This is a genomic window from Trinickia sp. Z7 (genome assembly GCF_056498045.1).
In genome coordinates, this window is the sequence record NZ_JAUEQW010000014.1 from 109,469 (window position 1) to 134,921 (window position 25,453).

23 protein-coding genes are annotated in these 25,453 nt (G+C 60.4%); 14 read left to right on the plus strand and 9 right to left on the minus strand.

What is annotated here, in order from left to right:
- Positions 1–58: 58 nt before the first annotated feature.
- The 3 genes from QQS38_RS21090 to QQS38_RS21100 are packed head-to-tail and all read right to left on the minus strand — an operon-like array spanning position 59 to position 3,252.
- Positions 59–1,516: an aldehyde dehydrogenase family protein gene (locus tag QQS38_RS21090; RefSeq protein WP_479647302.1), complete on the minus strand. Its 1,458-nt coding sequence runs from the start codon at positions 1,514–1,516 to the stop codon at positions 59–61.
- A complete protein-coding gene (locus QQS38_RS21095; protein WP_479647303.1) occupies positions 1,513–2,790 on the minus strand; it encodes an NAD(P)/FAD-dependent oxidoreductase in 1,278 nt (425 codons plus the stop codon). Before QQS38_RS21095 ends, QQS38_RS21090 begins: the two co-directional genes overlap by 4 nt.
- Before the next feature lie 57 nt (positions 2,791–2,847).
- Entirely contained in the window at positions 2,848–3,252 is a 405-nt protein-coding gene (locus QQS38_RS21100; protein WP_479647322.1) for a RidA family protein, read from the minus strand.
- 107 nt (positions 3,253–3,359) lie between these two features.
- On the opposite strand from QQS38_RS21100, the gene QQS38_RS21105 reads away from it, so the two are divergent.
- From QQS38_RS21105 to QQS38_RS21140, 8 genes are all read left to right on the plus strand, one after another.
- A complete protein-coding gene (locus tag QQS38_RS21105; RefSeq protein WP_479647304.1) occupies positions 3,360–4,280 on the plus strand; it encodes a LysR substrate-binding domain-containing protein in 921 nt (306 codons plus the stop codon).
- A gap of 136 nt (positions 4,281–4,416) precedes the next feature.
- Positions 4,417–8,241 (plus strand): nitrate reductase subunit alpha, encoded by a 3,825-nt coding sequence (locus QQS38_RS21110; RefSeq protein ID WP_479647305.1) that lies wholly within the window; start codon positions 4,417–4,419, stop codon positions 8,239–8,241.
- Positions 8,238–9,779, plus strand: coding sequence for a nitrate reductase subunit beta (gene narH / locus QQS38_RS21115; RefSeq protein ID WP_479647306.1), 1,542 nt, complete (start codon positions 8,238–8,240; stop codon positions 9,777–9,779). The genes QQS38_RS21110 and narH overlap by 4 nt, the downstream gene beginning before the upstream one ends.
- Positions 9,780–10,469 carry a nitrate reductase molybdenum cofactor assembly chaperone gene (narJ, locus tag QQS38_RS21120; RefSeq protein WP_479647307.1) on the plus strand — a complete coding sequence of 230 codons (690 nt, stop codon included), beginning with the start codon at positions 9,780–9,782 and terminating at the stop codon, positions 10,467–10,469.
- 75 nt (positions 10,470–10,544) lie between these two features.
- Positions 10,545–11,231, plus strand: a complete 687-nt coding sequence (gene narI, locus QQS38_RS21125) for a respiratory nitrate reductase subunit gamma (protein WP_479647308.1) — start codon at positions 10,545–10,547, stop codon at positions 11,229–11,231.
- Between the two features lie 15 nt (positions 11,232–11,246).
- The gene (locus QQS38_RS21130; RefSeq protein WP_479647309.1) at positions 11,247–12,044 is read left to right on the plus strand and encodes a peptidylprolyl isomerase; all 798 of its coding nucleotides are present in this window, start codon (positions 11,247–11,249) and stop codon (positions 12,042–12,044) included.
- Positions 12,045–12,187: 143 nt separating this feature from the next.
- Positions 12,188–13,402: an MFS transporter gene (locus tag QQS38_RS21135; RefSeq protein ID WP_479647310.1), complete on the plus strand. Its 1,215-nt coding sequence runs from the start codon at positions 12,188–12,190 to the stop codon at positions 13,400–13,402.
- A 58-nt stretch (positions 13,403–13,460) separates the two neighbouring features.
- Positions 13,461–13,871, plus strand: a complete 411-nt coding sequence (locus QQS38_RS21140) for a ribonucleotide reductase subunit alpha (RefSeq protein WP_479647323.1) — start codon at positions 13,461–13,463, stop codon at positions 13,869–13,871.
- 80 nt (positions 13,872–13,951) lie between these two features.
- On the opposite strand, the gene QQS38_RS21145 is transcribed toward QQS38_RS21140, so the two are convergent.
- Positions 13,952–15,667: a sensor domain-containing diguanylate cyclase gene (locus QQS38_RS21145; RefSeq protein WP_479647311.1), complete on the minus strand. Its 1,716-nt coding sequence runs from the start codon at positions 15,665–15,667 to the stop codon at positions 13,952–13,954.
- A 448-nt stretch (positions 15,668–16,115) separates the two neighbouring features.
- Between QQS38_RS21145 and QQS38_RS21150 the strand changes: the two genes are divergently transcribed.
- A complete protein-coding gene (locus tag QQS38_RS21150) occupies positions 16,116–16,508 on the plus strand; it encodes a nuclear transport factor 2 family protein (protein WP_479647324.1) in 393 nt (130 codons plus the stop codon).
- Positions 16,509–16,730: 222 nt separating this feature from the next.
- Here the strand turns inward: QQS38_RS21150 and QQS38_RS21155 are convergent, their stop codons facing one another.
- On the minus strand, positions 16,731–17,102 hold the full coding sequence (locus QQS38_RS21155) for a YciI family protein (protein ID WP_479647312.1): 372 nt from the start codon (positions 17,100–17,102) through the stop codon (positions 16,731–16,733).
- 278 nt (positions 17,103–17,380) lie between these two features.
- Entirely contained in the window at positions 17,381–18,271 is an 891-nt protein-coding gene (locus tag QQS38_RS21160; RefSeq protein ID WP_321899769.1) for a LysR family transcriptional regulator, read from the minus strand.
- Positions 18,272–18,398: 127 nt separating this feature from the next.
- Here QQS38_RS21160 and QQS38_RS21165 point away from each other — a divergent pair, with 127 nt between their 5' ends.
- Entirely contained in the window at positions 18,399–19,133 is a 735-nt protein-coding gene (locus tag QQS38_RS21165) for an SDR family oxidoreductase (RefSeq protein WP_479647313.1), read from the plus strand.
- Positions 19,134–19,561: 428 nt separating this feature from the next.
- On the opposite strand, the gene QQS38_RS21170 is transcribed toward QQS38_RS21165, so the two are convergent.
- Positions 19,562–20,011: a hypothetical protein gene (locus QQS38_RS21170; protein ID WP_479647314.1), complete on the minus strand. Its 450-nt coding sequence runs from the start codon at positions 20,009–20,011 to the stop codon at positions 19,562–19,564.
- 282 nt (positions 20,012–20,293) lie between these two features.
- Here QQS38_RS21170 and QQS38_RS21175 point away from each other — a divergent pair, with 282 nt between their 5' ends.
- Entirely contained in the window at positions 20,294–20,548 is a 255-nt protein-coding gene (locus QQS38_RS21175) for a DUF3079 domain-containing protein (protein ID WP_479647315.1), read from the plus strand.
- A 357-nt stretch (positions 20,549–20,905) separates the two neighbouring features.
- Here the strand turns inward: QQS38_RS21175 and QQS38_RS21180 are convergent, their stop codons facing one another.
- Positions 20,906–21,796, minus strand: a complete 891-nt coding sequence (locus QQS38_RS21180) for a LysR family transcriptional regulator (RefSeq protein WP_479647316.1) — start codon at positions 21,794–21,796, stop codon at positions 20,906–20,908.
- 119 nt (positions 21,797–21,915) lie between these two features.
- Between QQS38_RS21180 and QQS38_RS21185 the strand changes: the two genes are divergently transcribed.
- Together QQS38_RS21185 and QQS38_RS21190 are read left to right on the plus strand one after the other, a co-directional pair.
- Entirely contained in the window at positions 21,916–23,301 is a 1,386-nt protein-coding gene (locus QQS38_RS21185; protein WP_479647317.1) for a carboxymuconolactone decarboxylase family protein, read from the plus strand.
- Positions 23,298–23,684, plus strand: coding sequence for a hypothetical protein (locus QQS38_RS21190; protein WP_479647318.1), 387 nt, complete (start codon positions 23,298–23,300; stop codon positions 23,682–23,684). The genes QQS38_RS21185 and QQS38_RS21190 overlap by 4 nt, the downstream gene beginning before the upstream one ends.
- A gap of 48 nt (positions 23,685–23,732) precedes the next feature.
- Here QQS38_RS21190 and QQS38_RS21195 read toward each other — a convergent pair whose 3' ends face one another.
- Positions 23,733–24,653, minus strand: a complete 921-nt coding sequence (locus QQS38_RS21195) for an alpha/beta fold hydrolase (RefSeq protein ID WP_479647319.1) — start codon at positions 24,651–24,653, stop codon at positions 23,733–23,735.
- Between the two features lie 104 nt (positions 24,654–24,757).
- Here QQS38_RS21195 and QQS38_RS21200 point away from each other — a divergent pair, with 104 nt between their 5' ends.
- Positions 24,758–25,126, plus strand: a complete 369-nt coding sequence (locus QQS38_RS21200; protein WP_479647320.1) for a MerR family transcriptional regulator — start codon at positions 24,758–24,760, stop codon at positions 25,124–25,126.
- Positions 25,127–25,453 lie beyond the last annotated feature (327 nt).

A 25,453-nucleotide genomic window follows, 5' to 3' on the forward strand; every position in this document is an offset into this window, starting at 1 on the left:
CGCACGCCGTTCGGAACGTCAAATTCTCAGCATTGCCGCGTCATACGCGGCGACTGCTTCAATCGTAGAAGCCGAGGATCGACTTCACCTCCATGTATTCTTCCATTCCCTCCACCCCATACTCTCGGCCATTCCCCGACTGCTTGTACCCGCCGAACGGTGCCTGCGGATCCCAGGCCGGATAATTCAGATGAACCTGGCCCGACTGGATGCGCGCGGCAACAGCACGCGCGAGCGTCTTATCCGCGCCTTGAACATGCGCACCGAGGCCATAAACCGTATCGTTCGCGATGGCGATGGCTTCCTCGACGGAGTCGTAAGGCAGAATGGCGAGAACCGGGCCGAAGATTTCCTCCTGAGCGATCCTCATCTCGGTGCGGACGGCGGAAAAAATGGTCGGCCGTGCATAGAAACCGTTGCTGAATCCCGCTGGCCTTCCGGGCCCGCCCACGATCAACTTTGCTCGCTCGTCGATGCCGGCCTCGATCATCTCCTGCACCCGACGATACTGCGCACGATTCGCCAACGGGCCATGCGTCGTACGTTCGTCGAATGGATCGCCAACGATCATCTGCTCCGTTGCGGCGACGGCCAGCGCTTCGACCTGCCCCAGGAGGCTGCGCGGTACGATCATGCGCGTCGGCGCGCTGCACGACTGGCCCATGTTCCGGAACGCGGCGGCAACGCCGAACGAAACGGCCCGGGACAAATCGGCATCGGGCAGCACGACGTTGGGGGATTTGCCGCCTAGCTCCTGCGCGACGCGCTTAACCGTTGGCGCAGCCGCTTGCGCGACCAGCACGCCGGCGCGCGTCGAACCGGTGATCGACACCATATCGACTTGCGGGTGCGACGCAAGTGCCGTCCCGACCTCCGCGCCCGTGCCGCTCACGAGGTTGAATACGCCTGCGGGAATGCCCGCATCGGCAATTACATCCGCAAACAGCAAGGCACTGAGCGGCGAGAGCTCGCTAGGTTTCAGCACCACCGTGCAGCCGGCCGCAAGGGCCGGCCCTACCTTCGCCGTGATCTGATAGATGGGCCAGTTCCAGGGCGTAATGAGCGCACACACGCCGATCGGCTCGCGCACGATCGCAGTCGTGCCCCGCTGAGTCCGAAATGCGTAGCTCGTCAGATTGTCGCGCGCGACTCGAATATGTTCCGCCGCAAGCGGCACGTGAGCAGCCCGTGCGTAGGCGATGGGGGCGCCCATTTCCGTCGCCAGCGCCACGGCGATGAGTTCGGCCCGCTCGAGCATCAAGGTATGAACGCGGTCGAGCAAGGCCGCACGCTCTTGCGGCGACGTTCTCGACCAACCCACGAAAGCCCTGCTCGCGGCGCGAATCGCTCGCTCGGCGTCGCGTTCGTTGCCGAGCGCGATCTCGCAGAGCGAGGCTTCAGTTGAAGGAGAGACGACGGCGATTCGATCGGCGCCCTCGGGGGCGACCCATTCGCCGTCGATAAAGAACCGATCCAGCCTTCCCGCTTGCATCAAGCGATGAACAGGTGAAGTCATTGCAGCGTGTCCTTGAGTCGGTACCATGCGCCCACGAACGGCAAAAACCATGGCTTGCCGAAGTGGCCGGGGATAGCGGGCCAGTCGAAGTCTTTCCACGGGTTGAGATCGGCACGCCCGTCCATGATCTCCGCCATCAATGTGCCCATCAGGGTGGCCATGTGCGTGCCGTGGCCGCTATAGCCCATCGAGTAGTGCACGCCGTCTCGCTGGCCCGCGCGCGGCAGGCGGTTGGCCGTCATATCGACCATGCCGCCCCAGCAATAGTCGATGCGCACGTTGGCCAATTCGGGAAACACAGTGGCCATCTGCTGTCGCAAAATCAGCCCGCTTTTTTCGTCCGAACGGGGGTTCGACGTCGCGAAACGCGCACGCCCCCCAAAAAGCATCCGATTGTCGGGCGTGACACGAAAGAAATTGACGAAGTTTTTGGTGTCGGTGGCCATCCGGCGCGTCGGCAGCAACTGGTCGAGCAGTTCCAACGGCAAAGGCTCGGTGACGATGATGAAAGCCCCAACCGGCACGATTCTGCGCCGAATCCAGCCGAACGGTCCCACCTGCGAGATGCCGCTCGCCAGAAGCACCTGCGGTGCGCGGATCTCTCCACGCGGCGTTCGCACCACATAGACGCCGCGTGATTCCCGCTGTAATCCCAGGACCGGCACGTGCTCCAGAATATGCGCGCCACGTGCTTGCGCAGCTTTCGCGAGACCACGCACATAGCGACCGACGTGCATCCCGGCACTCTTCTTAAAGATCAATCCGCCGTGATAACGGTCCGAGCCGATCTCATCACGAAGCTCTGCCTTCGTCACAAGGCGCGTATCAGGATCCACACTCGCGGCAAGCAACGCCTGGCTTCGCGCAAGCTTATCGAAATGGTCGGGCTTCGCCGCGAGCTTGAGCTTTCCCCTGCGAACGAAATCGCAATCGATCGACTCTTCCCTGACCAGCCGCTCGACCGTGTCGACACCCGCGTCGAACGCAAGATACAGCCGGTTGGCCAATTCCGTGCCGATTCGCTGCGACAGCGAAGCATAATCCTGCGCGAAGCCGTTGTTACACATGCCACCGTTGCGGCCCGACGCCGCCTGCCCCACGGTTCCTGCCTCGCAGACCATGACGCGCGCGCCTTTCTTTGCCAGCGCCAATGCAGCCGCCGCGCCTGTGATCCCCCCACCCACCACGACCACGTCGCAACTTCCGCCGTGCATGTCAGGTGAAACGCTAACGAATGGCTCGGACGTATCCAGCCAATAAGAACTGAAATGCATCACACACTCCAAAGCTGGCGGACCGGTGTTCCCTGGCACCATCGACACTCGAGCTGGCTACACCACTGCCACCGCTTCCACCTCAATCTTTAAACCGAAGTGCAGCGCGGGAACCGGGACCACGGTGCGAGAGGGTCTCGCATCTGCAGCCCAACGCGCATAGATCTCATTGAAACTCGCCCAATGCCCGACATCGACGATATAGGCACGGACCTGAACCAGTTTCGTGACGTCGCTCCCCGCACCGGCAAGCGCGGAAGCCAGATTGGCCAACACCTGCTCGGCCTGGACTTCAAACGGACAGTCCGTGAGTTTTCGTCCGCACGCGTCGATCGGAAGTTGACCCGACACAAAAATCATCCCATTGGCAATCGAAACGTGACTGTAGTGACCACCCGGCGTCGCCAGTCCTGCGGGATTCACCGTCTGGGGATACTGCGCACCGTGTTCATGCTGATCCACGAAGACCACTTTAAGTAGAAAGGGGGTGAAGCTCACGCAACCGACTATAGGAAATAATGTCTATGTCGTGTTTAATATCTAATGAATCCATCGTTAACGAGGCCTTAATGCTTCAGTTGGAAGACATGCAGCTGCTGCGTGCGCTCGGCGGATCACAATCGCTTGCGGCTGCCGCAAGACTATTGGATCTAACCCCGCCCGCAGTCACGGTCCGGCTTCAGCGCATCGAAGAGCGTGTTGGGGTACGTCTTGCCACGCGTGCGGCTCGAGGGATTTCCCTCACTGACGAGGGCCAGCGCCTGGTTCAGGAAGCGATCGATATCCTCGAGCGAATCGAGTCCATTGCGTCGCGCATCTCCGGGGAGTCGAGTGGCGTAAGCGGCCATTTGCGCGTCGTGGCCCCGTTCGGGTTCGGCCGCGAATACGTTGCGCCGCTGATTCGGGACCTGCACCGGTCGCATCCGAATCTAGCGATTTCGCTCATCTTGGTCGAAAGTCCCCTCGCTGCCGTGGCGGGCGCAGACGTGGCGATTTCTATCGGTCACATCAAGGGGTCCTCCTGGGTGGGACATTTTCTGGCGCACAACGACCGCTTCCTTTGTGCGAGTCCGGCCTTGGCGCGCAGCCTGGCGAAGCTCAAGCATCCGTCCGAACTCACTCGGCACCCGTACGTGACCTTGCGAGAAAACGATGATGACGTGAGCCGTCTGCGTTTCACTCAACACGATGCCGCGGGCAAACGCGTAAGCAAAGCCGTAACGGTTCGGTTGAACAGCGCTTTGTCTTCCAACGACGGCACCGTGGTCAGAGACTGGGCGGTCGACGGCCTCGGCGTTGTCGCGCGATCGGAATGGGATTGCGCGCGGCTGATCAAACAAGGGGTGCTGAGGCGCGTGTTGCCGACATGGCGCCTCGAACCTGCACCGGTAATCGCCCTCACGCCCACGCGCCAGGGCCTGACGATTCGTCAGCGCGTGTTTTTGGAAGCCGCAAAAGCAGCCCTCAACCCAGCGCCGTGGCGGAAATGATTTTTTTCGATTGAGAGTTCCCCTCGGCGGGCTTTCAAACGCAATATTTTGCCCGTGCTGTCGAGCAAATCGACACGTGCACAAGTTCGGACAAGAAGCGTAGACTCCCTGCATCGAGTGCGAGGGAGTCGATCAGATGAGCCATTTTGCCGACCGCCTGAAATACTTTTCCACGTCGAGGCCAACGTTCTCCGAAGGCCATGGGATGACAACCCATGAAGACCGTGGATGGGAGGACGCGTATCGGCAACGATGGCAGCACGACAAGATTGCGCGCTCGACTCACGGCGTCAACTGCACCGGCTCATGTTCGTGGAAGATTTATGTCAAGAGCGGGATCGTCACATGGGAAACCCAACAGACCGATTACCCTCGCACCCGTCCCGATATGCCGAATCACGAGCCCCGTGGCTGCGCTCGCGGCGCGTCCTATTCGTGGTATCTCTATAGCGCAAATCGCCTTAAATATCCGCTGATTCGCAGCGCACTGGCGAGGCAGTGGCGCGAAAAGCGCCTAACGCTCGCCCCGGTGCAAGCGTGGAGCGCGATCATGGATGACCGGGAAGCACGCGCCTCGTATATGCGCCGGCGCGGACTCGGTGGCTTCGTTCGCTCCAGTTGGGATGAAGTCAACGAGATCATTGCCGCCGCAAACATCCACACCATCAAACGACACGGCCCGGACCGGATCATCGGGTTCTCACCGATACCCGCAATGTCGATGGTGTCCTATGCAGCAGGTAGCCGCTATCTGTCATTGATCGGCGGCGTCAGCCTGAGTTTCTACGACTGGTACTGCGACCTGCCGCCCGCTTCCCCACAAACATGGGGCGAACAAACGGACGTTCCGGAATCGGCCGACTGGTACAACTCCACTTTCATTATGTTGTGGGGGTCGAACGTACCTCAAACACGCACCCCCGATGCTCACTTCATGACCGAGGTGCGCTATCGCGGCACAAAGGTCGTATCGATCTTTCCCGATTATGCCGAAGGCGCGAAGTTCGGCGACATCTGGCTGCACCCCAAGCAAGGCACTGATGCGGCGCTCGGTCTGGCGATGGGTCACGTCGTGCTCAAAGAGTTTCACGTCGAAGGCAAGAGCGAATATTTCGCGGACTACTGCCGGCGTTATACGGACATGCCGCTGCTCGTGCGGATCGTCAGACAGGGCGAGCACTACGTGCCCGAAAGACTCTTGAGAGCGGACGAACTCGATGATCCGTCCGGTCAGGGGAACAACGCCGCCTGGAAAACCGTGGCGTTCGACGAATTGAGCGGCAGGCTCGTGACGCCAATCGGATCAATCGGCTTTCGGTGGGGGCAAAAGGAAGGCGGCGACGCCGGCAAATGGAATCTGAAAGAGGAGGATGCCCACGGCAACGCGATACGACCAGCCATGTCGTTCGTGGAGAAGCACGATGAGACGATCGAGGTCGCCTTCCCTTACTTCGGCAACGTCGAACATACTCACTTCGCGCATACCGGCCATGCCAGCGTATTGCCGCGTCGCATCGGGGTGCGCAAAATCGCCACCCGCGCAGGCGAAATTCTCGTTGCCACGGTCTACGACCTGTTCATTGCCAACTATGGCGTGGACCAAGGGCTCGGCGGCCCGAACGTCGCAGCCAGTTTCGACGATGACGTACCGTACACGCCCGCGTGGCAAGAGAGGATTACGGGCGTCAAGCGGCATGAAGTCATCGCCGTTGCGCGCGAATTCGCCGATAACGCCCAAAAGTCCGAAGGCAAATCGATGGTGATCGTCGGCGCCGGCTTGAACCATTGGTTCAATATGGACATGAGTTACCGGTCGATCATCAATCTGCTCGTCATGTGCGGCTGCATCGGCAAATCCGGCGGCGGATGGTCCCACTACGTCGGCCAGGAAAAACTCCGGCCGCAAACCGGCTGGCTGCCGCTGGCATTCGCGACGGATTGGAACAGGCCGGCACGCGTCATGAATGGCACGTCGTTTTTCTATGCGCATACCGATCAATGGCGCTATGAGACGATGAAAGTCACCGAACTGCTATCGCCGCTCGCCGAGGGTAGCGGATTCGCCGACAGCCCGATCGACTACAACGTCCGGGCCGAGCGGATGGGTTGGTTGCCGTCCGCGCCGCAGTTCAAAACCAATCCGCTCGAAATCGGCCGGGCATCGGCCGGCTCGGACACTGCCGCATATGTTGCGCAGGGTCTCAAGGACCGCTCGCTTCAGATGTCGTGCATCGACCCAGACGCAGAGGAAAATTTTCCGAGAAACCTGTTTGTGTGGCGCTCGAACCTGCTCGGATCGTCGGGCAAGGGACATGAGTACTTCCTCAAGCATTTGCTCGGTACCGAGCATGGCGTGCAGGGAAAAGATCTGGGCGCAAGCGCCGGCATTCTGCCCAAAGAGGTGAAATGGCACGAGCAGGCGCCCGAGGGCAAGCTCGACCTGGTCGTCACGCTCGACTTCCGAATGTCCACCACGTGCCTCTATTCGGACATCGTGCTGCCCACCGCCACCTGGTACGAAAAGGACGATATGAACACGTCCGACATGCATCCGTTCATCCATCCGCTTTCGGCTGCCGTTGATCCGGCGTGGCAATCCAGAAGCGATTGGGAGATCTATAAAGGCATTGCGCGAAAGTTCTCGGAACTGGCTGAAGGCCATTTGGGCGTCGAACGCGACGTCGTGATGTCGGCGCTCCAACATGACAGCGCCGGCGAAATCGCGCAAGGCGACGGCATTGCAGACTGGGGTCACGACGAGTGCGATCCGATTCCTGGAAAAACGATGGGAAGCATTTCGGTCGTCGAGCGAGACTATCCGAATACATATCGCAAGTTCACCTCCCTCGGACCGCTGCTCGACTCGCTCGGCAACGGGGGTAAAGGCATTACGTGGGAAACCGGCGAGGAAATCGACCAGCTTCGAGCGCTGAATTATCCGGTTGCCGATGCGGGCGTTTCACATGGGCGGCCGCAGATTCTTTCGGCGATCGATGCGGCCGAAGTGATTCTGTCGCTGGCCCCGGAAACCAACGGCGCTGTCGCATTCAAAGCATGGCAAGCCTTGTCGGCGCTCACCGGCTCCGATCACACCCATCTCTCGCGCGCACGCGAGGATGAAAAAATCCGGTTCCGCGATATTCAAGCGCAGCCGCGCAAGATCATCTCATCGCCGACCTGGAGCGGGATCGAATCCGAACACGTCTCGTACAGTGCAAGCTACACGAACGTGCATGAGCTGATTCCCTGGCGCACCCTGTCCGGACGCCAACAGCTGTATCAGGACCACGCGTGGATGCGCGACTTCGGTGAGTCGCTGTGCGTCTATAAACCGCCGATCGACACCCGCAGCACAACCGACATGGCCGGCAGCCGCTCGAACGGAAACGCCGAGATCGAACTGAATTTCCTGACCCCGCATCAGAAATGGGGCATTCACAGCACCTACACAGACAATCTGTTGATGCTCACGCTCTCGCGCGGCGGGCCGATCGTCTGGATCTCCGAGATCGATGCCAAAAAGATTGGGGTGGTCGATAACGACTGGATCGAGGCGTTCAACGTGAATGGTGCATTGGCTGCGCGTGCCGTGGTCAGCCAGCGCATTCCCGTCGGTGCGGTGATGATGTATCACGCGCAGGAGAAGATCATCAACACGCCGGGCACCGAAGTCTCCGGTGTCCGTGGCATTCACAATTCGGTCACGCGCGTCATGCCAAAACCGACCCACATGATCGGTGGCTATGCGCAGCTCTCGTACGGTTTCAATTATTACGGCACCGTGGGCTCCAATCGCGACGAATTCGTGATCGTGCGCAAAATGAAAACCATCGACTGGAAGGACGAGTCGACGCCGGCGTCAATTCTGTCGGCGGCGGAAGCCGCGCGTCATCAACACACACTCGCTCACGGCGCACCGACGCTTGCGACGGCCAATGATGAGTCGGGAGAAAAACGATGAAAATCCGCGCGCAGATCGGCATGGTGATGAATCTGGATAAATGCATCGGCTGCCATACCTGCTCCGTCACCTGCAAGAACGTTTGGACCTCTCGCGAGGGAATGGAGTATGCGTGGTTCAACAATGTCGAAACGAAGCCCGGCATCGGTTATCCGAAGGACTGGGAAAACCAGGATCGCTGGAATGGCGGCTGGAAGCGCAAGACGAACGGCAAAATCGAGCTTCGTGCCGGTAGCAAGTGGCGTGTGCTCGCCAATATCTTCGGCAACCCGAACCTGCCGGAGATCGACGACTATTATGAGCCTTTCACCTTTGATTACGCGCATCTGCACGATGCGCCCGACGTCAAGGTCGGGCCAGTCGCGCGGCCGCGCTCGCTGATCACCGGCGAGCGTCTGGAAAAAATCCAGTGGGGTCCGAACTGGGAAGAAATTCTCGGAGGAGAGTTCGAAAAGCGCAAGCAGGACTACAACTTCGATCAGGTGCAGACCGACATCTATGGGGAGTTCGAGAACACCTTCATGATGTACCTGCCGCGACTCTGCGAGCACTGCTTGAATCCCGCGTGCGTAGCCTCGTGCCCCTCCGGCGCGATCTACAAGCGAGAGGAAGACGGCATCGTTCTGATCGACCAGGACAAGTGCCGAGGCTGGCGGATGTGCGTGTCCGGGTGTCCTTACAAGAAGATCTATTACAACTGGCAAAGCGGCAAATCGGAGAAGTGCATTTTCTGCTATCCGCGAATCGAGGCGGGCCAGCCGACCGTATGCTCGGAAACCTGCGTCGGCCGCATACGCTATCTCGGCGTTCTGCTGTACGACGCGGACCGAATCGAGGAAGCCGCATCGGTCAAGGACCCGCAGGATCTGTACGAAGCGCAACTGTCGATCTTCCTGGATCCGGACGACCCGGCCGTGCGTGAACAGGCGGCTCGCGACGGCGTGCCGGAGAACTGGCTCGATGCGGCACGCCGCTCACCGGTGTACAAGATGGCGATGGAGTGGAAAATCGCTTTTCCGCTGCACCCGGAATACCGCACGTTGCCGATGGTCTGGTACGTCCCGCCGCTGTCGCCGATCAACTCGGCTACCAACGACGGCCGGCTCGGCATGAAGGGTTTGCTGCCCGACGTCGATTCGCTTCGCATCCCTCTGCGTTATCTGGCGAATCTGCTCACAGCCGGTCGCGAAGCGCCGGTTCGGCTTGCCCTCAAGCGAATGCTGGCGATGCGCGCGTTTATGCGCGAGCGTCATGTCGAACGTCGCGAGAGCCCGGAAGTGCTCAGTGAAGTCGATCTGAGCAGCGCACAAGTGGACGAGATGTACCGATATCTGGCAATCGCCAATTACGAAGATCGATTCGTGATCCCGACTGCTCACCGCGAATATGCGGAAGACGCCTTCGACCTTCGCGCATCGTGCGGCTTCTCGTTCGGTAACGGGTGTTCCGACGGCACCACGGAAACCAGCTTGTTCGGTGGACGCAAAGGCATTAACAAGACGCGCAAGACCATTCCGATTCGCGCGGCAGGTGAATAAATGGAAGACAACGGTCTGATTTTCAGCATGTTGAGCGCGCTGTTGGACTATCCCGATCAAACACTGATCGCGGCGCTCGACGAGATCCGCGCCGCGCTGGCGGCGCACCCCAGCTTGCCGTCGGACACACGCTCAACCTTGATCGACCTGGTTGACCGGCTGTCCGCTCGGCCGTTGCTGGATCTACAGGAAGACTACGTGGAAGTTTTCGACCGCGGCCGGGCAACTTCCCTCTATCTGTTTGAACACGTGCATGGCGAATCGCGCGACCGCGGACAGGCGATGGTGGATCTGCTCGCCATGTACGAAGCGAAGGGCCTGTATCTTGGTGCTGGCGAATTACCCGACTACTTGCCAGTGTTCCTCGAGTTCCTTGCCCACGAAACACCCGCGCAAGCGCACGCCCTGCTTGGCGAAATTGCCGATATCAATCGACAGATCGCGACCAGACTGGCCGAGCGCGGAACACCGTACTTCGCAGCCGTTGCCGCATTGTTGCCGCTTGCCGGCGAGCCGCCGCTGGCCAACGCGAATGCGGCCTCGAGCGATGCCATCACCACGCGAGAGATCGACAGAGAAGCGCTCGATCGCGAGTGGCAGGAAGAGCCCGTGAGCTTCCTTGGTGCGCAAGCGCCGCTATCCCGGGAACCCGAGCCAATTCAGTTTTACGAAAAAAGACCGTCACGTTAACCAGAGAGGGCAAACTTCAGTGCTCACGTTCCGTTCCACCCGCTTAGTGAACAGAATCCAGGCTGGAGAAATCTCATGAGTCAGCACTTCGTCAACGCATTGATGTTCGGTATCTATCCTTATGTGTGCCTCGCGATCTGGTTGCTCGGCAGCCTGATCCGTTTCGACCGCGAGCAGTACACCTGGAAGAGCGATTCGTCGCAACTGCTCAGACGCCGTCAACTGCGCCTTGGCAGCAATCTGTTTCACGTCGGCGTATTGATTGTGATCGGCGGTCACTTCGCGGGGTTCCTAGCGCCTCATTGGATGGTTTCGCCATTCTTGAACGCCGCCCAGCATCAATGGCTTGCGGTCATGGTGGGCGGCGTCGCGGGCATCGTTGCGATCATCGGCCTGTCGATCCTGCTGTATCGACGCCTGTCCGATCCGCGCATTCGTATCAATAGCGCTCACGCGGACATTCTGGTCTTGGCGATACTGTGGTTGCAACTGGCCCTCGGGCTGGCCACCATTCCCTTGTCATTGGCGCATATGGACGGTGCGATGTTCGAGATCCTGAGCGATTACGTGAAAGGCGTCGTCACGTTTCACCCCGGTACGGCAGACCTCATCATCCAGGCCCCGCTCGTCTACAAAATCCATATCGCGCTCGGCTTCACGATTTTCCTCATTTCCCCGTTCACACGCCTCGTCCATATCTGGAGCGGCATGGCCACGCTGGGTTTCCTCGTTCGGCCTCACCAGATCGTCCGTAAACGCTGATTCGAGGAAATTTTCATGTCGGCAAGCCGCGATATCTCACCCGTGCCCGTCACCGATGACGTGCTGAGCGTCAATGGTGTCGTGATCGACGCCGCCGCCATTGCAGCGGAATCCAAGTTGCATGCGGACGAGCCCGATCCGGACCACGCCGCGCGGCGCACGCTGGTCGTGCGCGAACTGCTAGCCCAGCGCGCCGTTGCCGCAGGCCTGTTGGCGAGCGGCGCCGATCTCGACGACGAGACCATTGACCGTCTGCTGGACTTGGAATGCGCGACGCCGGTCCCGTCCACCGAAGAATGTCAGCGCTACTACGCGGCAAACACGCAGAAATTCCGCAGTCCGGACCTGGTCTTTGCGCGCCACATCCTTTTTGCGCTGACCGAAAAGGCCGCGATGACGCAGGTCCGGGCTCGCGCTGAGGAAGCGCACCGCGAGCTCGCGCAGCATCACGATCGGTTCGATACGCTCGCCCGGACGTTATCGAATTGTCCCTCCGGGCAGGTCGGCGGAAATCTGGGGCAGTTGACCCGTGGAGAGAGCGTGCCGGAATTCGAGGCGGCGATTTTCGGCAGCCAGCACATCGGGCTGCTACCGGGGCTCGTCAATACACGTTATGGCTTTCATATCGTCTACGTGGAGCGTCGCATCGAGGGTGAATCGCTTCCGTTTGAAGCGGTGCAAGCGACCATCGAGCGATATCTCTCCGAACACGTCCGGCACAAGTCGATTCAGCAATATTTGAACCTGCTTGCAGCCAACGCCGAACTGCGAGGCATCGCGCTGGATGTGCGTCCGGGCCTGTTGTTGCAATAGCGATTTGCGCGTCGCCTGCGTATCGGCACTTGCAATGGTAATGGGCAAGTCCCGTCGGCTCGCATTGATCGGTGACGTCGGATGCAACCATCATTCCCTAGATGACCGGACCTGGAGTCACCATGGGTTCACGAAGAAGCTCAATGTTGGTTTTGGCCGTTAGCACTTTTGCATTTCTGGTCTGCTTTGTGGTGTGGATGATGTTCGGCGTGCTTGGCATCGAGCTACGAACCGAGCTTGGACTGAACGGTACCGAATTCGGCCTGCTGACGGCCACACCGGTTCTGAGCGGCGCCCTGTTACGCGTGCCGCTGGGGATCTGGACGGACCGTTTTGGGGGTCGCGCGGTGATGACGCTATTACTCGTCCTCTGCGCCGTCCCCGTGTTCCTGGTCGCATACGCGACGGCGTTCTGGCAGTTCCTCGCGATCGGTCTATGTCTCGGCGCGGTCGGTGCATCGCTCGCCGTGGGGACGCCGTATGTCGCTCGATTCTTCCCCCCTGAAAAACGTGGCTTTGCGATGGGGTTCTTTGGAGCCGGCACCGTCGGCGCCGCCGTGAATCTGTTCGTCACGCCTTCGCTGCAGGCGGCATGGGGCTGGCGCGCTGTCCCGAAGGTCTATGCCCTCGCACTTCTCGTCACTGCACTGATCTTCTGGCTGGGCTCCGCTACCGACCCGGGCGCAGGTACAACGTCGGGGCCATGGTACAAACCGTTCCTTGTTCTGAAGAACCCGAAGATATGGAAGTACTGCCAGTACTACTCGATCTGCTTCGGTGGTTTCACCGCGTTGTCACTGTGGATCCCACAGTATCTGAAAGGTGAATTCGGCTTTTCGGTCGTCACCGCCGGGGCGTTAGCCGCCGGCTTTTCGCTGCCGGGGTCGGTTCTGCGCGCGGTGGGCGGCACGCTGTCCGACCGTTTCGGTGCGCACAAGGTGACGTGGTGGGGGTTGTGGGTCGCGTGGGTGTGTCTATTCCTGCTGTCGTACCCGGATACCACTTTCGTGGTGAGCACGATCGGCGGCCCGCGCAGCTTTCATATCCATCTGGGTGTTCCGGTGTTCATCGCCCTTCTATTCATTCTCGGCGTAGTGTTCGCATTCGGTATGGCCTCGACGTTCAAGTACGTCGCCGACGACTTCCCGGAGCAAATGGGCGTCGTCACGGGCATCGTTGGAATGGCTGGTGGACTGGGCGGCTTCCTGCTGCCGGTCCTTTTCGGTGTGATTCTTGACTGGCTTGGCATTCGCTCGAGCTGCTTTATGTTTCTGTATGGCATCGTCTGGGTGTCGCTGATTCTGCTGTATCAATCCAGCGTACGACAGGTTCGCATCGGCGGAACGGCTCCGCAGTAAGTGAATGAGCATCCGATATGCGGTACCCTACCGGCACGAACCACATGGACGATTGATGATGAGCATTTCGAGCTTTGATGAACTGATTCGCGTCGCGCGGCAACAACCCGAACCTCAGCGTTTGTTATTCGTGTTTACAACGGTTGAGTTGCCCGATGACTGCACGCCTGAACAGCGGGCCCACTTCGAAGCTGGTGAGGGAGGCGTCTTAACGCCACTCATGTGCGTGGATAAAGCGCTCGACGAGCTCGGCACGTTCAGCGATCTGCTCGAAGAATCGCGACGGGTTCTCCCGGAATGGGCAATAGTCTTCGTCGCAGCGCTCTCAGGTAGCAACGGGCGTGTGCCGCGATCGGAAGACGCCGAAGCGCCGTTGAATAGGATGGTGGAATCGATCAAGGCTGGGTCCGTCGGTTCGTACATTCCATTCGATACGCACGGTCAGGCCGTGCTACTTGGTCCGTCTTGAACGGGGACCTCATTGGCTGCGATAGTCTGGCCAATCGCGCGTTACGCATCGGCCGCAGTATTTATGCATCTTTGGCAGGCCTAGTCGCCATAAACCTCGATTCGGTTCCGCCCCCGCTCCTTCGCGCGATACAGTGCCTTGTCACTGCGAGACAGCGACTGGTCGACGCCGACGTCGGTCGGACGCATTGTGTCGATGCCGATGCTGACGGTCAGTGCGATGGACTCATCGCCGTGCAGTATGGGGATTCGCGAGGTGCGCTGCTGGACGCGTGACGCGAGCGCAATGGCCGCGTCTACATCGGCATTGGGTAGCACCATCGCGAATTCCTCACCGCCGAGGCGGCCTATGATGTCGCCGGCCCGCACCTCGGCACGTAGCAGTGCTGCGAAGTGACTGAGCGCCCTGTCGCCAACTGCGTGTCCCCAGCGGTCGTTGAGCGCCTTGAAGTGGTCCAGATCGAACATCAGTACGGCGGCTACGCTACTGCCAGCACGCCGGATGCGCGCCAACTCCGCCTCGCTTTGGATCATGAAATGGCGGCGATTGGGCAGTTGCGTCAGGAAATCGATGGCTGCTAGCTCCCGTAACTCCGCCTCGATGTGCTTGCGATCGGTCACATCCATGATGAAGCCGTGCCACAGCGTACTGCCGTCGTCCAACCGGCGCGGCCGTGCATCGCCTTGTCGCCAGCGCAAGCCTTGCTCCGGAAGTTGCACCCGATATTCCAAGTGCCACGGCAATAGGCTCGCAGCCGATTCTTTGAGCGATTCCCTGTATGCGACCAGATCGCGTGCATCGATCAGCGCGTCGATCGCCTGCGCGCTCGCCGCGGCCTGCTGCGGCGTCAACTCGTAAATGTCGCGGATCCCTTCGCTCGCATACGGGAAGAAGCCGAGCCCATCGGATGTGAGCCTGTACTGGAAGACCATGCCCGGCACCTCGTTGGTCAGATTCGTGACCATCTCGATGGACTGCCGTAGCTGCGCGGCCGTCTCCCGCAGCGCGGTAATGTCTGTCGACGTACCGACCATGCGCAGCGCGTGGCCGTCGCTGTCGCGCTCGACTACCTTGCCGCGGCTACAGATCCACTTGTAGCTGCCGTCCTTGCAGCGAATCCGGTGCTCGACCACGTAGCTGTCGGTCTTTTTCTCGAAATGGCTTTGCATCGTCGCCTGCACGTATGCGAGGTCGTCTGGATGCACGCGAAGATAGGCGTCTTCGATCCGGTTGCTGACCTCGTGCTCCGCATAGCCGAACATCGCTTTCCAAGCAGGCGAGTAGTCGATTTTGCCAGCGACGACATCGCGATCCCAGGTGCCGGTTTCGCTGCCGGCAAGCGCCAGCGTCATGAGCTCCCCGCTGGCCTCCAGTTCTTCGACGCGGTCACGCAGCGTGGTAAGCGCCTGCTCGCGTTCGAGTCCGTGGGCGATCAGCGCGGCCAGTTCGCGCAGGAAATTCTGCTGCGCTTCGTCGAGGTTGCGGGGATATTTATCCAGCAGGTACAGCGCGCCGAGGTGGCGCCCGTCGGCACCCGTCAGCGCGCAGGTAGCATAAAAACGCGGCCAGCGCGCGGCGCCGCCACTGCGTGCGCCGCCAAAACGCTCGTCATCCGATGTATCTGGCACGACGACCACGTTTGTCGTCGTGGCCGCATGCAACGGCAGACCTAACAGGTTCGGCGGCAGTGCATCAGGCGACACACCGTCGAGTGCCTGAAGCCGCTGCCCATGGGCGTCGGCAACGGTAACCAGTGCGGTTGCCACGCCGAAATGAGCGCGCGCGAGGCGCGTCAATGCCTGACATTGCACGTCAGCTGCCGGTATTGCCAGATTGCCGGCTGCGGGCGACGCAGACACAATGCCTTCTTCACCGGAAAATGGACTAGCCAGCATGGGAATGCATTCCGTACGGGGTCGCGAAGCGAGGCCGAGAATTGTATAACGGCGCTGAACGCCACGAATTTAGGAGGATCGGTTCAATACCGTCGCCGCGGGTGCATTCCGCGACGAGTATGACGACCTACGGGGAATGACGCGGCCGGGGGGCGACGCAGTTGGGCAGTCCCGCAGGTGCGAGACGACGGTTGAATATCAGTCCGCGCGTCCCGGCGAACGGCTGTAGGCCACAGTGGGCGGCTACTACATCACGAAACAGTACATCGACAATCCTCGCAGGAAGATGGCGCAGGCTGCCAAATCGGCGACAATTGGCTCTCGAGTTCAACCTCTTGACATGCACCGAATGGAACCCGCTCGAATCACGGATGCATCGCTCATCGCAGTGCAAAATGAATTGTCTTCCAGAGAACCGATTTTCCACCGGCCGGAGCACGGAACCGACCGCGCGGCTTTCGAATCGATGACCGACGGCAGTTTTTGGGAAGTGGGAGCATCGGGTCGAATCTATAGCCGGGCGTACGTGCTCGACATTCTGGAAAAGCGATACGCTAGCCCGGCCGAAGACAAGTGGGAAACGAAAGACTTTTTCTGTCAGGAAATCGCTCCGGATACGTACCTGCTGACATATACGCTGTTGCAGGGCCCTAGAACAACGCGGCGCGCGACACTTTGGCGGCGTTCGTCCGAAGGCTGGAGGATTCTGTACCACCAGGGGACTATCGTTGAATCTCCATAACGAGATTGGGTGCGTTTTTCCGTCGAGGCGAATGGCTGCATTCCGTAGCGACGAAGATCCTCTGATGGGCAACGTGTGCTGTCCGCCCGTGGCGGAGCAGCGACGCGTCGTCGTCGGTCGCAAGGCGGCCAACAGCGGACATCGCCGCGATGACTCCCGATACAGCGAAGATGTCTATGGTGAAAGGAACGCCAACGCCGTCTTGGGAGATGCGTCCAAATCTCATGGCTCCAGATAGAAGTCCAAGGGGATAAGCTCCACGGCCCATCCGCCTTCTTCGCCCAGCGTCGCAGCCGGGTGCATGGACGCGATGCGTAACGCCTCGTCAGGGCTGTCCGCCTCGATGATGAATAGGCCGCCCACGACTTCCTTCGACTCGGTGTAAGGCCCATCGGTGATGCGCGTCTTTCCAGTGCGCGGGCGAAGCGTCTTCCACTTGTCCAACTCGCCAAGGGAGGCGGAAATCAGAACCTTGCCGGTAGCGCGCATCTTCTCGTCCAGTGCCGGGCACTGGCTCACCAATTCCTTGATTTCGTCTGGCGCCATCGCGGCGAATTTTTCGGGGGAGAAGTAGGCCAGGCCGAGGTATTTCATGGGAGATCCTTTGAATGGGGTTTACTCACGACGAATCTGATGATCGAAAATCGACAATTCCCCAGCTAGTTTCCTGCCCGGCCTGGGTCCCCTTCTGCCCGACGTAGACAGATGGATGGGGACAGACGTCAAGATTCGAGAGGACTGGGTTCGGCCATGAGCAGTCGGTCACTGTCACCGCGACACAGTCACTTGAGTGGCTGCTGCGCAACATGCAGCGGACCTTTGCGCGCCGGGTGTGCTGGGCGCGTGATCGCGCAGACCTGCCGTTCAAGCCGTCACAGAAACTCGCTGCCGTGCCCCAACGTTTCCTGGAGGAAGGTGATAAAGCTCGCCAGTTTTGGTGGCATGTTCGTATCGGGCAGATGCACCACATGGATGGGCCAGGTCTGCGCCGGCCAGTCTGGGAAGAGACGAACGAGCCGCCTCGCATCCAGATCGTCCTGCAGCATCATCTGAGGTTGAAAAATCACCCCCAGTCCCGCGAGCGCGGCCTCGCGAAGCGCCAAGCCGCCATTGACGTCGAGGCGACCGCGCACAGTGATTTGCTCCACGCCATTGCCGTCCGGGCGTAGAAAGCGCCAGACCCGTTCGGACCCGGTCGCGACCATAAAGGCCAGGCAGTTGTGCTGCACCAGATCGGCGGGCACCTGCGGGTGTCCATGGCGCGCCAGATAGGCCGGCGACGCGCAGGCAATACGCGGCGAATAGCTCAACGGCCGCGCAATCAAGCCCGAATCCGGCAGCATACCGGCACGGATCGCGGCATCGAAGCCCTCTTCCGCCAGATCGACGAAGCGGTCGTTGAGGGACAGTTCCACCTGAACGTCGGGATAGCGGTCGAGATACGCAGCAAGCGCCGGTACGAGCACACGCGTGCCGTAGATGACTGGACAACTCACCCGTAAACGGCCACGCGGGCTGCGCTGCATCTCTCGCGCATCCAGCTCGGCGGCATCCACCAGCGCCAGAATTTCGACGCATCGCGCGTGATAGCGCTTGCCGAGTTCGGTCAGGCTCTGGCGTCGCGTGGTGCGATTCAGCAAGCGGCCTTTGAGGCGTCGCTCCAACTCACGAATATGGTTGCCGACCATCGTGGGCGTCATGCCACTGCCTTCAGCCGCCGCAGTAAAGCTGCCGCGTTCGACCACGCGTGCAAATATCGTCATGCTGCTAAACCGATCCATTCGCAAGTCTGATTAAGGAGTGTTCGAAGAGATATGGCGTTTATCAATTCTAGCTAAAGAATAATACTCGGGTCCTGGCTTCAATCCCACCCCACAGCAAGGAATCGCCATGACAATTGCAAACACGAATCTTCAGCATCAACACGTCGTCCTGCTGGGCGGCACGTCGGGAATCGGCCTGGCTACAGCCCAGGCCGCGCTGGCAGCTTGCGCCTCGGTGACGGTGGTTTCATCACGTAGTCAGCGTGTCGCTGAGGCCGTCGCCAAGCTCGGCGACCGGGCCAGGGGATACGCCGTCGATCTACGTAATGAATCTGCTGTGCGCGAGCTGTTCGAACAACTCGGGCCTTTCGATCACCTGGTCTATAGCGCGGGAGATTCCTTGCGAACCGGGGCGCTTGCCGACATGGATCTCGATACGGTCCGTCAGATTTTCGATGTGCGAGTCTTCGGCGCCATTGCGGCCGTCAAACATGCGGCGCTGTACCTGCGTCCCGGTGGCTCAGTGGTGCTAACCAGCGGTGTTGCCAGCTTGCGGCCACAAAAGGGTTGGTCGGCGCTTGCCGGTGTCTGCAGCGCGATGGAAGGCCTCACTCGGGCACTCGCGGTGGAGTTGGCGCCCATTCGCGTCAATCTGGTGAGTCCGGGTTTGGTGCGCACGCCGCTGTGGGCCAACTTGTCCGCACCTGAGCGCGAGGCACTCTACGCCGCGAGCGTGGCGGCCCTGCCAGTGGGGCGTATCGGCGAGGCGGAGGACCTCGCGCAAACGTACCTCTATTTGATGACCAATCGCTATGCCACGGGACAGACCATAGTTGTGGACGGTGGTGGCGTGCTCGTCTGATTGGTAACGGAGTCGAAAAACACGATGACACCTACGCCCTGCAAACGGCACTCGCCTCGACGCGGCTGCGTAGGACCGCTTCGGGTCGAACTGGGACACAGGGGCGGGTCGCTCCAGCCGATCGCGGCCGCCTGCGCGAAGAAACGCTGCCTCACCGTCCAGAGGCGTGCCCCGGTAACAGCGGTGCCGGCGTCCTCGTCGAGGCTCGCGAGCACCAGCGTCTTCGGCGCCCAGCGACCGGGCGTCGCTGGCAGGCGACTCTCGAGACGATACGGGTCGAGCGCGGTACGCGCGCGAGGCCGCAATGAGCCCTTACCGGGCCGGCTGCTGTGGTTTATACGAATCGCCCCCTCGGTGCGGCTGCTGGTGCAACAACCGGCGCGCAACGTGGGGAAACGCGCCGGCCGCGTCCGGCGGGGAAGACCCCGCTACGATTTCGCTGGCCGACCTGTCTTGACTGTTTCGACCGCAGAAATAGCTGCCAGCAGGCGCTTGGACGTGGTCGATTCGAGCAGGAGCAGGCCAGCCCGCAGTATTTCGCTCTTTTTCGCCGACACACCTGCATCAAGACACTTCTGTTTGAGTGCTGCGATTTTTTCGTAGTCGGATTTCGGCATCGTGAAACTGTCACGCACGACCTTTTCTTTCTTCACGCGCTTCACTTTCACTTCAGCGGTGGGCGCAGCTGACGTCGGCTCGGCGGCTGTGGCGCGCTTCTGCTTTGCAACCTTGGTCGGAGCCGGTTTCGTAACCGTGACTTCGGCGGTCGGCGTCGTTGCTTCATGCGCTTGCTTGCCGTCATCTTTCGCATGGCCGTTTGCATTCTTGGGAATGCGAACGACCTTCTTTGCAGGATTGCGGATGCTGGTTGCGCTCATATTCCTCTCTCGATTGATAAACGATATAAACAGTATATATCGTTTTCGAGCGTTTCACAGACTGCACCGACGGGGCCAATCAACGGGGCTGGCCCGCACCTAGCGGCTACTCGATTCGCGGACTCCGAGTCGCATCACTGGTCAACAGGTCAGCGTACTGGCCATTCATACACCGTGGACGGTTGGCACCTACGTCTGCGTCGATCTGACTCAGTTCGGATCTACGACATGGGCGCGACAATGATACTTTGCACTGCCGCAATCGAAGCTCGGAGACCGCGCATGGCTAAGGTATTTCCGCTGCACCCTCTGCATCCCGAGCGGATCTGCTGGGGATGCGATCATTACTGCGCCGCCAGCGACATGCGCTGCGGCAACGGGCAGAGCCGCACGCAGCATCCGGTCGAACTGCTCGGCGACGACTGGTACGAGCAAGGTGACTGGGGGCTCGAGGTAAGTCCGGGTGATAAATGCGTCAAGCCCAACAGTGCCACCACCGACCGGGAGAGTATCGCTGCGCAAGGCCTGCCGGGTTGAGGACATCCGATTCTGCGAATCATTGGAGCGGAAGAAGTGGCACGAGCGAGCGCTCCGCCTTGGAAGCAGGCATTGATCGACAGCTAGGTCGAATGGTAGCGACGGGTCGCGACCCCTGCCCCCGGATATCCTCGTGCCCTCCTGAACGGCGCAACGGCGTCGAACGGCGTACTGCGTCCAATCCCGGACACTTGATCGCTGGGTGAACTTCACCGCGAAGCAGACGTTCGCGATAGCTCTCTCTACTCGCTACAAGCGCTCGGCACTCCTCCTTATCCGGCACACGGTTTTCCTAGGCAATCCACCGGGCGCCGTCACAGCGCCAGAAGCGCCACAGGACGAACGGCACGGCCGTGGCTATTCCATGCCCGGAGGGAGCAGTGCCGTTTTGCGCCGCACGATGCGTAACAACGCGTCCAACTCTGATGCGCGTTGCGCATTCCTGTAGGCGAGGCCAAATCCGATCCAGAATTCCTTCTCCTTGAGCGGCCTGAAAGTCGCACCGGCGCGCCGCACCTTCGTCATCGACTTCGGTATGAAGCCGATGCCCCGTCCGTTTGCCACTTCGGCCAGCAGGAGGTGGTGATCCGCGGGTTCCGTCAGTCTGCGGCTCGGCGCATGTCCGAGCTTCGCAAACACTTCCTCGTAGTGATCGAAGAATCCGGGATTTGTTCGGCGCTGCGGCCAAAACAGGGGTTGGTCATCCAACTGCGCGATCGACAGGACTTTGTGTCGCGCGAGCGGGTGCCGTGCGGGGATTACCGCGACCAGCGGCTCTTTGTGCAGCGGCTCAACCACCAGCTCCCCTGTCGCGCTGGGCAGTCCGATCAAGGCGACATCGAGCGCGCCACGCTGCAGGCGCCGGATAAGCTCGACGGAAATGGCGGCTACGAAAACCAGCGACCCGTCAGGAACCGCTTTCTTGAAGGCAGGCTCGAGGGAAGGAAAGACCTCCGGGTCGAAGACCTTGGTATAACCGACCCTGATCTGCCGGGGCGTTCCCTTCGAATGCCGCCGTGCGGTTTCGATCGCATCTGCGGCTTGAAGCAGCGTCTTCCTGGCCCCCTTCAGGAATGCGCTGCCCGCCGTCGTGAGTTCCGCGCCCGCCGAATCGCGATTGAGCAATGTCACCCCGAGTTCGCTCTCGAGTTGCTTGATCTGGCGGCTTAGAGGCGGTTGTGACATGTGCAGCCGTTCGGCTGCGGCGCGGAAGGTGCCTTCCTCCGCCACTGCGACGAAGCACTCCAACTGGCGCAGATCGATTCGTATCCTCATGCAGAAAAGGTATCACGAATTTGGTCTTGGCCCATTGCATCTTCCTGCCCTTATGCTCCGTTCCACTGACTTCGAAAAGGAGCAAATCAGACATGGATACGTGCAAGCGCAGGGACTTCCTGCAGACGATCACTGCAGCCGAAACGCCGGCAGCGGACGAAGGCGAAACACAGATGAATGGATCTACGGCTCAGACAGGCATCACGGCCCTCTTGGGCGCTTCCGCCGGCGGAACCAGTGCAGAACGTTATGCTCGGGGTATCGAGGTGCTGAAGAGGATCGGTGGCGCGGGCTACGATATCCCAGTCCACCGTCTGGCGCAGGTTGCCCCGGATTTGGCGCGATTCACGGTTGAATTTGCCTACGGAGACATCCTGTCCCGGCCGGGACTGGATCTGCGCCTTCGCCAGATCGCCACCGTTGCCGCGCTGATGGCCCATGGCAACGCGCAACCGCAACTGAAATATCACATGACCGGCTTCCTCAATGCCGGCGGCGAGCCGGCAGAACTGGTCGAAATGCTGTTCCAGGCGATTGCTATCCTCGGGTTTCCTGTCTCGATCAATGCCGTGGGCATCGTTCGTGAGATCTTTCGGGAGCGCGGTCTGGTTTTCGATCCGATAGCCCCAGTGTCCGACGATGGTGCTGCGCGATATCAGCGGGGTCTCGAGGTGCTCGAGGACTTGATGGCCAATCCGAAGGAGTACATGGAAAAGCTGGAAAGCACTTCACCCGAGCTCGCCCGCTGGTCGGTCGAGTTTGCGTTCGGTGAGATCTTCGTTCGCGAAGGACTCAATCCAAAGGCAAGACAGATCGCGATCATCTCGATGCTCGCGGCAGCCGGCAATCGCAGCGATTTGCTCCGCCTTCATATCGAAGCCGGCGTCAAGTCGGGCCTGTCCCGCACCGAGATCACCGAAGCCCTGATGCAACTGGCTGTGTATGCCGGGTTCCCGAGCGCTCTCAATGCCTTTGGGGTTGCGAACGCCGTCTTCACGAAGCCAGAGCAAAAAGAGGAAGAAGGGGCATGCGACTGGGTAAGCGCGAATGCAATCGTCTCTGAAACGCGCAAGGCTCGCAGCGAACGCGGATTGGCGACACTCGCCAAGACCTCTGCCCAGGCCGGCGAGGCCGTAGTCAACAGCTTCAACGACCTAGCCCCAGATATCGGCCGCGCGATCGTCGAGCACTCCTACGGCGACATCTTCAGCCGTACCGGGCTCGACGCGAAGACGCGCGAGCTCGCCGCATGCTCGGCGCTCGCCGCGGTGGGAAGCAAAGCGACGGAGACGCCGCTGCGGGTCCATGCGAATGCGGCGTTGACAGCGGGCGCGACGCAGGCGGAAATTGTCGAAACGCTGCTAAACGTCCTTCCCTATCGCGGATATCCCGCGGTCGAGGAAAGCATGCGTGTCGTCGGCGAGGAATTCAGAAAGCGCAGCGATCACGCCCAAAAAGCGGCGGGAGAACGGCAATGAATGCCACGCACTTTCGGACACGCGGTCGGCCCGACGGCGGCGCGACCGGTAACTTCCAGCGCATTTCAGAGAAGGTGGAGGCATTGAAACCGCATGGCTTCACAGGAATGTGGGTGACCGGCGACGGCCATACCGTCGCGAACGACTGCCGAATGGCCGCTATGACGAGCAGCGGGGCAAGCGCAAGAGCGCGTATCAAGGCCGCCATACGTTCAGCGGCAATCTCATCGACCGCGTCGACGACCCTGGATTTACCCGGACGGCAACTTCGTCGGACCGATCGCGGCCATAAACGGACTTCGGCAAAGCACGAACGTCTGGCCGTTCTCCTCGGACGTTGCGACGCTCAATCCGCGCCAGGCTGCGGGGAAAAATTGAAATGATCGACTCCGGACACACCAGGCCGGTTTTGCGGGCCGGCCACGTGCGAGTTAGTGGGCCTTCAAGAATGCGGCAATCAGTTCGGTAATCTCTTGCGGCGCATCCTCGAAGCTGTAATGGCCGACTCCGGCGAGTCGGTGAACCGGCGCCTTGGGAAAGATCTCGCTGAACAGCGGAAGAAAGTGTTCAGCTGCCAGCGTCCGATCGGCCTCGCCCCAGATGGCGAGCGCTGGCTTTGAACGGATCGCGTCGAGTGCTAGCGCGTCTGGCACTTCGAAACGATGTGCCCCGATCGCGAAGCCCTTTGCCCAGCCAATCGCGCCGGCACTGTCGGTCGGCAGAGCGAAGCGCGAGCCGTAGGCGCGCAGCCACGTATCGTCAATACGCGCGTGGTTTTCGAAGCCGTTAAGCTTCAAGACACTCAGGATGTTGAAGCCGAGTTCGTCCAGCACGGGTTCGAGACGGCCTTGCGAATCGGAGCGGAGAATCCACTGGAACCATGGCGAGACTGCGGCATTCGCATTCAGCCGGTCGAATAACGTGCTTTGACCAAACGGCGTCGGGCCGTTCGTGCTGACGACTCGGCGAATGCGGCCCGGATGCCGCGCGGCGAGTCCCATGCCAACGGAGCCGCCGAAGTCGTGCATGACGAGAGTGATGTCGTCTAAATCCAGCGCAAGCACGAGCTTTTCAAGGTTGTCGATATGATCCTGTAGCCAGTACGTGCGATGTTCCGGCGTCTCGCTCTTGCCGAATCCCATGTGGTCGGGCGCGATCACACGGTAGTCGCCCGCGAGCGCCTTGATCAGATCACGAAACAGGTAGCCCCACGTCGGCTCCCCGTGAATGCACAGGACGACCGCGCCGTCGGCAGGCCCTTCGTCAACGTAATGCATGCGAAAGCCGGCAACATCGCTGAAGCGTGGCGAAAACGGAAACGTTCCGTCAAACGTGTCATTGGATGGTGTCATATTGGGGGTCTCTTGACGAACGGACCGGCGGGAAATCCGCGCGGTCGAAAGAGGTTAAACTTTGACATCGCTGTCAAGGTCAAGCGTGTCTTTCGGGGGATGTCATGCGTATCGGAGAACTGGCTCGCCGCACCGGCGTCAGTGAGCGGATGCTGCGGTATTACGAGAACGAAGGCCTCCTCAATCCGAAGAGGACCGATTCGGGCTACCGCGATTACGGTTCCGACGAAGTAGACGCCGCACAGCGCATCCGCATGCTCACCGCGGCAGGTTTGAAGATCAGCAGTATCCGGCTGTTGCTGCCTTGTGTACTCGGTGAGAAACCGGTGTTTCATCCATGCGTAGCGGCGCGCGCGTTGCTGCGCGGTGAAGTCGAAAAGCTAGACGCTCGGCTGCGCGAACTCAGTGAAACGCGAGAAGTCGTTGCGAGACTGCTCAATGCGGTCGATACCAACGAGACATTGGCGCTCTAACAGTTGCGTGGGTTTGACTATTGATGCACCGCCGCTGGGCGAGGCCGATCAAGTTGACGTGTTTCGATCGAGGGTGGAAGCAAATGCTTCGGATCACCGTCCAGAAAATGTCTCCACGAACGACCGTAATCGAGCGTGGTAGAGACGCTCACAAATGACCGTCCGACGGCGGAGAAGAGTCGGCTACGGTCGACCGCGTCGGGCTGCCTTCGTTAAGGGTTATTCGATGCCTGCCCTCATTCACGTGACTATGAGCGCGCGACGACGCGTGCGGGCAGGCGGCGAATAAGCCTCGAGGGAGGAAACCGCGGAGTGGTCCGGGGCCGT

Excerpts from the sequence above, each read along its gene's own strand:
- QQS38_RS21150 (WP_479647324.1), top strand. The coding sequence starts at position 16,116 with ATGGAACCCGCTCGAATCACGGATGCATCGCTCATCGCAGTGCAAAAT.
- QQS38_RS21140 (WP_479647323.1), top strand. The coding sequence starts at position 13,461 with ATGAGCATTTCGAGCTTTGATGAACTGATTCGCGTCGCGCGGCAACAA.
- QQS38_RS21130 (WP_479647309.1), top strand. The coding sequence starts at position 11,247 with ATGTCGGCAAGCCGCGATATCTCACCCGTGCCCGTCACCGATGACGTG.
- QQS38_RS21170 (WP_479647314.1), bottom strand. The coding sequence starts at position 20,011 with ATGAGCGCAACCAGCATCCGCAATCCTGCAAAGAAGGTCGTTCGCATT.
- QQS38_RS21165 (WP_479647313.1), top strand. The coding sequence starts at position 18,399 with ATGACAATTGCAAACACGAATCTTCAGCATCAACACGTCGTCCTGCTG.
- QQS38_RS21160 (WP_321899769.1), bottom strand. The coding sequence starts at position 18,271 with ATGACGATATTTGCACGCGTGGTCGAACGCGGCAGCTTTACTGCGGCG.
- QQS38_RS21105 (WP_479647304.1), top strand. The coding sequence starts at position 3,360 with ATGCTTCAGTTGGAAGACATGCAGCTGCTGCGTGCGCTCGGCGGATCA.
- QQS38_RS21135 (WP_479647310.1), top strand. The coding sequence starts at position 12,188 with ATGTTGGTTTTGGCCGTTAGCACTTTTGCATTTCTGGTCTGCTTTGTG.
- QQS38_RS21175 (WP_479647315.1), top strand. The coding sequence starts at position 20,294 with ATGGCTAAGGTATTTCCGCTGCACCCTCTGCATCCCGAGCGGATCTGC.
- narI (WP_479647308.1), top strand. The coding sequence starts at position 10,545 with ATGAGTCAGCACTTCGTCAACGCATTGATGTTCGGTATCTATCCTTAT.
- QQS38_RS21095 (WP_479647303.1), bottom strand. The coding sequence starts at position 2,790 with ATGCATTTCAGTTCTTATTGGCTGGATACGTCCGAGCCATTCGTTAGC.
- QQS38_RS21190 (WP_479647318.1), top strand. The coding sequence starts at position 23,298 with ATGAATGCCACGCACTTTCGGACACGCGGTCGGCCCGACGGCGGCGCG.
- QQS38_RS21185 (WP_479647317.1), top strand. The coding sequence starts at position 21,916 with ATGGATACGTGCAAGCGCAGGGACTTCCTGCAGACGATCACTGCAGCC.
- narJ (WP_479647307.1), top strand. The coding sequence starts at position 9,780 with ATGGAAGACAACGGTCTGATTTTCAGCATGTTGAGCGCGCTGTTGGAC.
- QQS38_RS21110 (WP_479647305.1), top strand. The coding sequence starts at position 4,417 with ATGAGCCATTTTGCCGACCGCCTGAAATACTTTTCCACGTCGAGGCCA.
- QQS38_RS21195 (WP_479647319.1), bottom strand. The coding sequence starts at position 24,653 with ATGACACCATCCAATGACACGTTTGACGGAACGTTTCCGTTTTCGCCA.
- QQS38_RS21200 (WP_479647320.1), top strand. The coding sequence starts at position 24,758 with ATGCGTATCGGAGAACTGGCTCGCCGCACCGGCGTCAGTGAGCGGATG.
- narH (WP_479647306.1), top strand. The coding sequence starts at position 8,238 with ATGAAAATCCGCGCGCAGATCGGCATGGTGATGAATCTGGATAAATGC.
- QQS38_RS21155 (WP_479647312.1), bottom strand. The coding sequence starts at position 17,102 with ATGAAATACCTCGGCCTGGCCTACTTCTCCCCCGAAAAATTCGCCGCG.
- QQS38_RS21090 (WP_479647302.1), bottom strand. The coding sequence starts at position 1,516 with ATGACTTCACCTGTTCATCGCTTGATGCAAGCGGGAAGGCTGGATCGG.